The 9,128-nt window shown below is 55.8% G+C and carries 5 protein-coding genes; 3 read left to right on the top strand and 2 right to left on the bottom strand.

The window, feature by feature from the left end; all coding sequences use genetic code 11:
• Nucleotides 1-260: 260 nt before the first annotated feature.
• The gene (locus SFX18_03415) at nt 261-1,796 is read right to left on the bottom strand and encodes a DUF1254 domain-containing protein (GenBank protein ID MDX1962175.1); all 1,536 of its coding nucleotides are present in this window, start codon (nt 1,794-1,796) and stop codon (nt 261-263) included.
• A gap of 1,213 nt (nt 1,797-3,009) precedes the next feature.
• Entirely contained in the window at nt 3,010-3,771 is a 762-nt protein-coding gene (locus SFX18_03410) for a DUF6677 family protein (protein ID MDX1962174.1), read from the bottom strand.
• 336 nt (nt 3,772-4,107) lie between these two features.
• On the opposite strand from SFX18_03410, the gene SFX18_03405 reads away from it, so the two are divergent.
• From SFX18_03405 to SFX18_03395, 3 genes are all read left to right on the top strand, one after another.
• A complete protein-coding gene (locus SFX18_03405; GenBank protein ID MDX1962173.1) occupies nt 4,108-4,572 on the top strand; it encodes a hypothetical protein in 465 nt (154 codons plus the stop codon).
• Nucleotides 4,573-4,743: 171 nt separating this feature from the next.
• Entirely contained in the window at nt 4,744-5,808 is a 1,065-nt protein-coding gene (locus tag SFX18_03400; GenBank protein ID MDX1962172.1) for an Mrp/NBP35 family ATP-binding protein, read from the top strand.
• A 771-nt stretch (nt 5,809-6,579) separates the two neighbouring features.
• Nucleotides 6,580-8,424 carry a hypothetical protein gene (locus SFX18_03395; protein MDX1962171.1) on the top strand — a complete coding sequence of 615 codons (1,845 nt, stop codon included), beginning with the start codon at nt 6,580-6,582 and terminating at the stop codon, nt 8,422-8,424.
• Nucleotides 8,425-9,128: the final 704 nt, after the last annotated feature.

Below are 9,128 nucleotides of genomic sequence, written 5' to 3'. Positions count from 1 at the left end.
GGAGGAATTAAAACTGGTGGAAAAGAATTGGTTTTCGTCAGAATTCAGCTGACGCGCCTTTTACTTGCGATATTTGCACACCGTGACACTTAAGGACAGGGCGGATAACCGTGTGGAACGAGTCGGGTTCGCGTGGAAGCGGGGAAAAGTGCGGGAGCCGTAACGATCGCGTTCAGCTGCCCCGCCCGGCTTTGAGGGCGGGGTCAGCTGCAACGCATGGTTCGGCCCGTCTGTCGTGGCGAGGTTCCACCATGCGAAACCTACTCCACCACTTCGATGTCCCCTGGCTTCCAGGACTTATTGAACCACGGCTCCAGCGGCCCGTACAGGCGCAGGATGGTGCACCAACTCTTTCCGGGGATGGTTTGGACCCAGTTGCTCTCCTTGCCCTTTGGCGCCTTGGGGCCGAAGAACACGTCCACCGAACCGTCCTCGTTGACCTGCACCTTTTTGTTCTGGCTGCTCACGCTGGGGAACTGCTGGTCGGTTTGCAGCATCGACCGCGTCTGGGTGTCGTAGACGATGACGGACCAGAAGGTCTTGACCGGGACGTTCGGCGGCAAGCGGAGCTTGTAGTTCTTCCCGCCGTCGAGGGGCTGATTCTTGGCGTCCACCGCCGTCCACGGGTAGGTGGAGCCCTCGCCGACGATCTGGGTGTCCATCGCCGGGGTGACGCCGGTGGCCATGAAGAAGTACATGGCCGCCCCGTCCAGGTTCGGCACGCCCGATTGCCACTCGAACTTGTACCCGCCGATGAACGGCCTCTTCCACTGCCGGTCGTCGAAGAAGAAGGCACTCTTCTCGCGTGTCCGGTAGCCGAGGGCCCGGCCCGTGGCGTCGCCGACCGCGGCGGCCTCGGTCAAGATCTTTTTCATCCGCGGGTCGGGGGCGAACGGTTGCCCTTTCCGGATTCCGACGGAGGCCCACATCCCGAGGGTGGTCGCGTCGATCGCGTCCGTCGGTTCGTCCTGCACGACCTTGTTCAGCAACTCCCAGAACCGGTAGTCGGCCGGGGCGACCATGTTGAACGGCTTGCCGGACATGTTCACGAACTTCAATTCCGGCGGGTTTGCCGCCTGGGCGAGCGGATAGATCTTGGTGAACTTCTTCACCGCATCGACGCCGGGCTTCGGGTCGCCGTCGACGACGAAACTTCGCCACGCGACCCAGACGCTCAACGACCCCGGGCGGATGACGAAGTAGCCCTCGGGCACGGCCCCCTTGTGGCCGGGCGGTAACAGCAGGTACTTGCCGCCCGCGCCCTTGTCCGGCCCGGTGATGCCGATGTCGCCGTTCCAGTGGTACCAGATGTCGTTGACTAACCCCAGCACCTTGGGCGGCGCTTCGATGACGAGTGGACCCTTCCGCAGGTCGAGCCAGAACCAGGTGTACGGGGTGTTGTTGTTGGCGGTCAACTCCACCGTGCGGGAGTCCACCAGATCATTCCAGATCGGCACGGTCGTGTTCGCGGGCCCCACCGTGAGGATGTTGTCCCGGTTGCCGACCTGGTTCACCACCGGCAGTCCGAGCAGGTAGGCCTGCACGGCGCGTTGGAAGTCGAGGTTGTCGTACACCTTCTCGGTGCTCGCTTGGTCCGGGACGCCGTCGAAGAACTTCAGCCTCCCCAAGCGGGTCTCGACCTCATTCGGGCTCGCGATCCCCGGGGGGACTTCTGTGGTCATCTTGTATTTGGCGGGGCTATCCCCCTTCGAAGGTTGTGACTGCGCGACGCCCCAGCCGATGAAGAGGCCGGCGAGCAGCGCGACACCCACGAACATGGTGATTCTCGAGATCATGTGCCAGGTACTCCACGTCTAGAATTCTGCCGCCGAACGACCGCGATCACCCCGTCGCGGCGAAAGATCTTCCATTGTAAAAACGCTAAGTTCCGCGACTGGGGTGCATCGCTTGGTTCGCCGCTTCCCCAGTCGATTAGTCGTGCCATACAGTCAATCGAACCACGCCGATCATACCGTTCCCGAAGCCAAATGTCAGTGATTCGATGCATTCGATGGCAGGATAAACTCGCAGTAGTCTAACAGGTCTGCACCGCGATCGTCCAACACAACATCGGGTTTGGGAAGGAACCCCAAAAAGCAGTCCGCTATGCCAAGAGAATCAGCAACGCCACGAGAATACTCCGCGCCACCGCGACTCCAGCAGTACAGTTGATGACCGTCGGCATGCATTCTACGGACATATTCCACACAGGACGTCATTGGTATTTGTTTCGTTCCAAACGTTCGGATCAACGTGTCGTCAACATCGATGTAGATTACGCGTTTACGTTGCAAGTTCAGTTCATTCGTGTAGAGCGTCAGTCAACATCAGTCGGCGAACTTATATTCGACCGCAAAATCGCGATATAGCACACGATTGAATTGCGGCCAAGTATGGATCGGTAAAAACAAATATGTGATACTGAGTAAAGAGTTGCGACGGATCGCTCGGAGTTTTTACCATGCTATACCGCACTGGAGACCGTGCTATGCCGCAATCTTCACAATTCGAATCATACCATTCTCAAAATGACCGCACAATATCCGGTCGGGGAGAGCCACGTTTTTTGGATCAGGTAGCCATAGCGTGCCGCGAGGAACGCTGTTGGGGGCGTTTACTTATGAATTGCGAGTGGTCGGGGGGCAGACTCCCGCGCGGACCGAAAATACCCCAGCAAAGTAGCCCTTTGGCCTGATGAATCTACCGCAAAGCGGTTGCGGAACTCAGCCCAGGGTTGCCGCGCAGCGGCTACCCTGGGAATTTCGCAAGCCATCAATTCCTACCGCAACGCGGTTGCATCATGCGGTAATAACCCATGAATACTGGGTGCCTTCACAAATAGTTAGCCGCGCTACGTTTAACTAGAAAGCGAATCAACCTGGTTCTCCGCCAGCATTGGGGTTGGCGGATCAGCCGCGGGGCGATAGCCCACGGTTTTTGCCAATTCAACCGTGGGCTAGTGCCCAGCGGCTGATTCGCCCAACTCAAATCGTTCGCTTGGACACGAGGCTAAACTTTTGACTCGGACGGAGATTTTTTCTCGACCGGCGCAGGAACAGGCAGTGGTTCGTACTTCATGACCTGGGTCAGGGGATTCCAGGTCGCTTTGCGCAAGATCCAGTTCCAGCCGATGGCCGGACCAAAATAGGCGTCCAGCACCACCAAAAAATTCATCAACCCCGCCACGGCGGTAAAGCACCATCCCAGGTCGTAGTGATAATCGTACTTGCCCGACCAGACGCTAAGTTGATTGGTGGCGTAGTCATTGAGCGCGGGGTCGGCGGTGTATTCCCGCCCACGATAGATCCCCCGAAAGACCATCGTCTGCCCCGAAAAGCTGGGAACAAAATCTCCCGGGCGAAAGTCCCCTTGTTCCGGGCCGAGCGCCATCATCTCTTGGGCCCATTCCACCGGGACCTCTTGGCCGACCAAGACCGGCGGAGCCATAAAGCCCCCCCACCACGGAGCGAGCTTATTTTGGACCCTCACATACTGCACCAGTGCTGGCAATGTCGGCAGGCCCATTCCCACCTGGCCCACATACGCCAGGCGAATGTCCCCCGGTCGAAAAGAGGCGTACACCACGCGGCTGGTTCCCGGCAGCATGATCCCGTATAAAAACGTCCCCAAGATGCAAAAGCTGTACAGCGACCCTTTTAACCAGCGGCGCTGATAAAAATGCCCCGCCCCCGGGATCAACCAGGCCAACAGCGCCGCCAGGGCCGGATTGTGCAATGGCAGCAGGCGCTCGGTTGCGTCACTGTTTGCCACTCTGGACGGATCCGCGGAAGTCGTCGCCGTAGGTTCTAATTTTGCGGTAGATGTCGGGGGAGTGGCCATGAAACGAACGGATAAACTCCGCAAAAACGTAAACGGTGACGCCGCATTTGGCCGGGACAAATTCATGTCCCACGGGATTGGCCAGGGCCCAAATTATCTATTTTAAACGAAATCCAGACAATTGAATATCCGTTTCTCCCTCCTATTTATCCGTTGGGTTTAACTGCAATAAAGGACGGGTTGCTACAATTTTAGCGTATCCCCCCCTTCCATATTCGCCACGCATTCCCGGTTCTTGTTAAATAATTTGATAGTTGCCAAAAAACAATGAATTTTTTATCCTCCCCCGGTCCCTCGGCTTCATCTTTATTTCCCCCCCTTCCCGGGATTCGTGATCAACGGCCCCGCTGTCTTTGTTGGGAGCGGGAAGATCGCTGGCTCCTCGCGCTTCGCCATGCGGGCGCCGAAGCCACCTGGGAACTCTGTCCCGTCGCTCCCGACGACACACCCAACTTTGGTTCCCACACCGGCAAAACGGCGTTTTTGGTCATTTCAGCCGATCTTCTTGACCAACCCGCCACCCAGACATTTATCACATCGCTGGTCAATGCCACGCCACCGCTTTCTTGGGTGGTGGAAATCCCCCCCCATGCATCTCCATTGCTATCCCTCTGGCTGTATCAAGCGGGGGCGGTCTACGTGTTTGACTCGCCGCTGCAAGCCCCCCAGCTACTCGACATCCTCCAGCGTCAAGCAAGCATCTTCACCACTAATCCTTCCGGCAATTTGTAACATTCATGGACCGCTTGGCCCTTTTTTCCGCTCAATTTAGTCCTATTGATTCCGCCGATGTTGGCAATCTAAATAAATCTCCTCCCTCGCCCATCGTTTGCCGGGGGGATAAACTTGAAGGTAGAAATCACTGATTTTTTCCCACTCCACCACTTTGCCAGATCTATCATCATGCCCGATCAATCCGCCATACGCACGGCCCTGTCCGACTACAAAGACCCCGAAACCGGCCGCCCGCTGGGTCAGGACCAAATTCGCGACATCGAACTTACGGGGACTAGCCTAACTGTAACGGTCGGCCTGGCAACCTATGTCGCCCCGTTATGGGAAGATGCCCAAGCCGAAATCGCGGCGCTGTTGCGGCAAAAATTTGCCGACTTGAGCTCGGTCACGGTGCGGATAGCGCCGCATCAGCGACCGGCGTTGCCACAAGGCCCCCTGGGCCTGACGGTTAAAAGCGTTATTGCGGTCGGTTCGGGCAAGGGGGGCGTGGGCAAGAGTACCATCGCCGCGTCGATTGCCCTGGGCCTGGCCCAGGCGGGGTGCGAAGTTGGCCTGATGGACGCCGATGTGTATGGCCCGAGCATTCCGCACCTCTTTGGGGTAAAGACCATGCCCGAACCGCAGGGGGGGCGGTTGCAGCCGGTCGAGACGGCGGGGTTAAAGCTAATGTCGATGGGCTTTTTGGTCCCGCCGGGAGAAGCGGTCGTGTGGCGGGGACCGATGCTGCACAAATCGATCCAGCAGTTCCTAGGAGGGGTCAGCTGGGGGGAACTGGATTACCTGATCGTGGACATGCCCCCGGGGACGGGGGATGTGGCGATTAGCCTGTCGCAGTCCGTGCCGCTGACCGGGGCGGTGGTGGTCTGCACGCCGCAGGATGTCGCGCTCATTGACGCGGTCAAGGCGATCGCCATGTTTGGCAAGGTCAACATTCCGATCCTAGGCATCGTGGAAAATATGAGCTACTTTGTATGTCCCGATAATGGCAAACGGTATGACATCTTTGGCCACGGCGGCGCGCAACGCAAAGCGCAAGAGTTGCATGTGCCGTTTTTGGGCGAAGTACCGATCAACATGCAACTGCGGATCAACGGCGACGCGGGGGAAACGGCCAAGAACTTTGACGTGGTGGATTCGGCCCCGTACCTGCGGCATATTTGTTATCGCCTGGTCAAGAACCTCAGCGAGCAGCACCGCGCGGCCCCGCCGCTACCCAAGTTGTCGATTCTGTAGCAGGCGACTCTGTGCTAACCTTTCGAATCTTCGCAACATTCAAAGATTCTTCGTTACTCAAGCATTTGCGGGCCAAAGGCGTTTGATGTTTAGCAGGCCACAGGCGTTTGATGCTTTGCGGGCCAAAGACGTTTGATGCTTTGCGGGCCAAAGGCCCGACCTATCCCAGCCTAGGGCAAGCGCAGCGTCGCCCTAGGTTCATGGGAAATGAAAAATTGAAGGGCCAACGGCCCGATTCATATTCAACTCACAAAGCCGCTGCTGGCATCGGCGGATGGGGTTGCTTAGGCGGTTGGAATTTGGCATCGGCGGTGTAGGCGTAAAATTCTTTGACCGCGAATTCTCGGTGGCTTAAAATACAACCTGAATTCCGACTGTGAATTTCCCCCTCTCCCGCTAGAATCGAACCCTTATCAAACTTTTCTCCTACGGGAGAGGGCCGGGGTGAGGGAATCGGGAGGAAATAGAGATTGGAGGAGTGGATATTTTTTTTGGTTCGCCGCAGCTAGGAAAACCAGAAAATGCATTTACCACGGAGGATGGGAGTCGTCACAGAGGTGCACAGAGTAGAGATGACATAGATGGTTTTGTCGTCGAAAGCATCGCCAAACCGCTATCGAATTCACTCTGCCTTCTGCATTCATACTTCTGCATTCCTTCCCCCTCTCCCGCTAGAATCGTACCCTTAGCAAATTATTCCCCAGCGGGAGAGGGCCGGGGTGAGGGTTTATCTATCCGTGTACTTTCTCAATTCATACCTTTGCCCGCATCATGAAACCGCCAGCCACACCCTCAGCCCCCGAACGACGGTCGTTTCCCTGGATGAATCTGTTCCTGGGGCTGTTTGCGCTCTTGATTGTCATCGGCACGGTCATTGCCATCTGGCCCATTGATAACAGCCTGACGGTCAGTCCACAAACGACGGTCATCACCGCTCCCCTGGCGGCGGACGGCCTGCCGGATTACGTGGCGTATTTCAACCAAGAAAACAGCCGCGGGGTCTTGCCCAGCGAGAACGTGTATATCGATATCTTGGAGGCGGTGGGGATGGAAAATTTTAACTCCGCCGACGTACCGCAAGTGTTGCAAATGCTGCAGATGCGCGCGGCGCCGCAGGGGCCGTTTCTCAAGAGAATGGATGACTGGTATTTCGAAAAACTTCCCCGTAAATATCACCCCCCAATTTTACCCTTCGAAAAGTGTTTTGATGAGCTAACGGGAAAATGGGTTTCTCTACTCTCACTGGAGGCTCCCCCGGAAAACGATTTTGACGTGGAGCAACCCCCACTACCTCCGAGTTACGCACTTTCATATAAATTTCTCGAATCCGTGGGACTCTACCGTCCGATCTATGGTCCACCACAGCCGCTAAGTTTTGAGTCAATCAAAGCGCGACAAGAGAGCCAGATTGACGAGATGATATTTGACGATCTAAATGGGACATGGCAGGCCACCCATCCCTATACGGTATCACTGCTCCAACTAAATAAGCCGATCCTGGACCGGCTGGCAGCCGCCCTGGAAAACAAGCATAAATACTACGTGCCACTGTTCATTAGAAAGAATGCCAATCCAAACAACAGCCCAATCAATGGTTCAATTTCAGATTTACATGCCGCACGTATCCTTATATTGAATTATAACGTACGCCTGATTAATAGTTTGGAGAATGGTGATATTTCTGGTGCCTTGACTGATTTTCGCACGATGTTGCGAATCGCCGGCTTGCGACAGAACAGGGATTTTTTGAGCGATGAACTGTCAATGAATGCGTTGGTCGGCATGACTATCGAGCATGCAAGAGCCTTCATCCTGCATCCGCGGGTGGAGCGGGCTCATGTGCGGCAACTATTCGATGACGCCCTGCTCTATATGCCAACGCAAAATTTTGCAAAGGCATACGATCAAGGTGAAAGGCTGCTTGGAATTGCTTGGGTTGTACATTATGTTCGGCAGGCACAAGCGCAGGGCACCGCGCAAGGATTGGAATTAGGATATTTTGAAAATAACAAAAATCCGCATCACGATTTTAATTGGGATCGAGTAGCGGAAATTCTTAATCAACATTTCGATAGCATTGTCAAGGCATTGCAGCAACCCAAGAATCAAACATTCCAAGCAACCCAGGACGCAAATTATCAACGAGCTAAACTCTTAACCCAAGATATCGAGAAAAATTTCAAACAACCATGGGCATTTTTCGTCGGTCGAGAATCACGGAGCGATATCTTGGGGCATCATTTAAGTCTCTTATTCGCCTACGGACTGGGTAATGGTAGCGCGGCAAATATCAATAACCGGGCTCAAGCCATGCGCCGCTCGTGCCTGCTGCTGCTAGCGCTCGACCTATACCGCCGCAACAATGGACAATATCCACCACAATTGAGCGATTTAGCTCCCAAGTACCTGCAGCAGGTACCGCTCGATCCCTATAACGACAAGGACTTTATCTATCGCAAAGTGGGTAACGGCTATCTGTGTTATTCCGTCGGACCGGATTTGCAAGACGATGGCGGAGTAGAGAACTGGCAAGCAGTAGAAACGGCCGGGCAACTGAAAGATTATGCCATCGGCACGCCGGACCAGGTCCCCGTGCGGTTTTGGTTTAGTTGGTAGATTTAGCGGGAAGCCAAGCAAAATCGTGGGGTGAAACGTGTTCTAGCGTGCGAAGATTCCACGACGCAGCGGGACGTTGGGGGTTATTAGACTCATCGCAAGTAATCATAGCGCGGGTTATCACCCAGTTTATCAAGGGATTCCACAACTCCGATGGAGTAGGAGTTCATGGATTTTGACCTTTTTCCCAGGGTTGTTCGCTGCGCTCCAACCCGTGGGCTTTGATACACTGTATTACCAATGATCAGGGCGCGTTGCGGTAGAGAGAGCTTGCGGCTGGCTATAAAGATTACGCCCCTCCGGGGCTAAACGGCCTGGACGTTGACGGCACCGTGACGGTGCCTACTACATTGTTACGCTGCGCGTCGCGGCTAAAAGGTGGTGGGGTGGTGCGTACCCAGGGTGCGCTGCGCGACCCTGGGCTATGTTCCGGAACCGCGTTGCGGTAAAGAGAGCTTGCGGCTGGCTATAAAGATTACACCCCTCCGGGCCACACCGCCTTGACGTTGACGGCACCGGGACGGTGCCTACTACATTGCTCCGCTGCGCGTCGCGGTTAAAAGGTGTGGGGAACCTGTACCCAGGGTGTGCTGCGCGACCCTGGGCTATGTTCCGGAACCGCGTTGCGGTAGAGAGAGCTTGCGGCTGGCTATAAAGATTACGCCCCTCCGGGCCACACGGCCTGGACGTTGACGGCACCGGGA

Source organism: Pirellulales bacterium, assembly GCA_033762255.1.
Lineage (GTDB): Bacteria > Planctomycetota > Planctomycetia > Pirellulales > JALHPA01 > JANRLT01.
Note: the sequence above shows the minus strand (reverse complement) of the source record. Positions and strands in the feature narration are given on the sequence as shown.

What these genes read in the sequence shown, in the direction of transcription:
- SFX18_03415 (MDX1962175.1), bottom strand. Translation starts at nt 1,796, where the DNA reads ATGATCTCGAGAATCACCATGTTCGTGGGTGTCGCGCTGCTCGCCGGC.
- SFX18_03405 (MDX1962173.1), top strand. Translation starts at nt 4,108, where the DNA reads ATGAATTTTTTATCCTCCCCCGGTCCCTCGGCTTCATCTTTATTTCCC.
- SFX18_03395 (MDX1962171.1), top strand. Translation starts at nt 6,580, where the DNA reads ATGAAACCGCCAGCCACACCCTCAGCCCCCGAACGACGGTCGTTTCCC.
- SFX18_03400 (MDX1962172.1), top strand. Translation starts at nt 4,744, where the DNA reads ATGCCCGATCAATCCGCCATACGCACGGCCCTGTCCGACTACAAAGAC.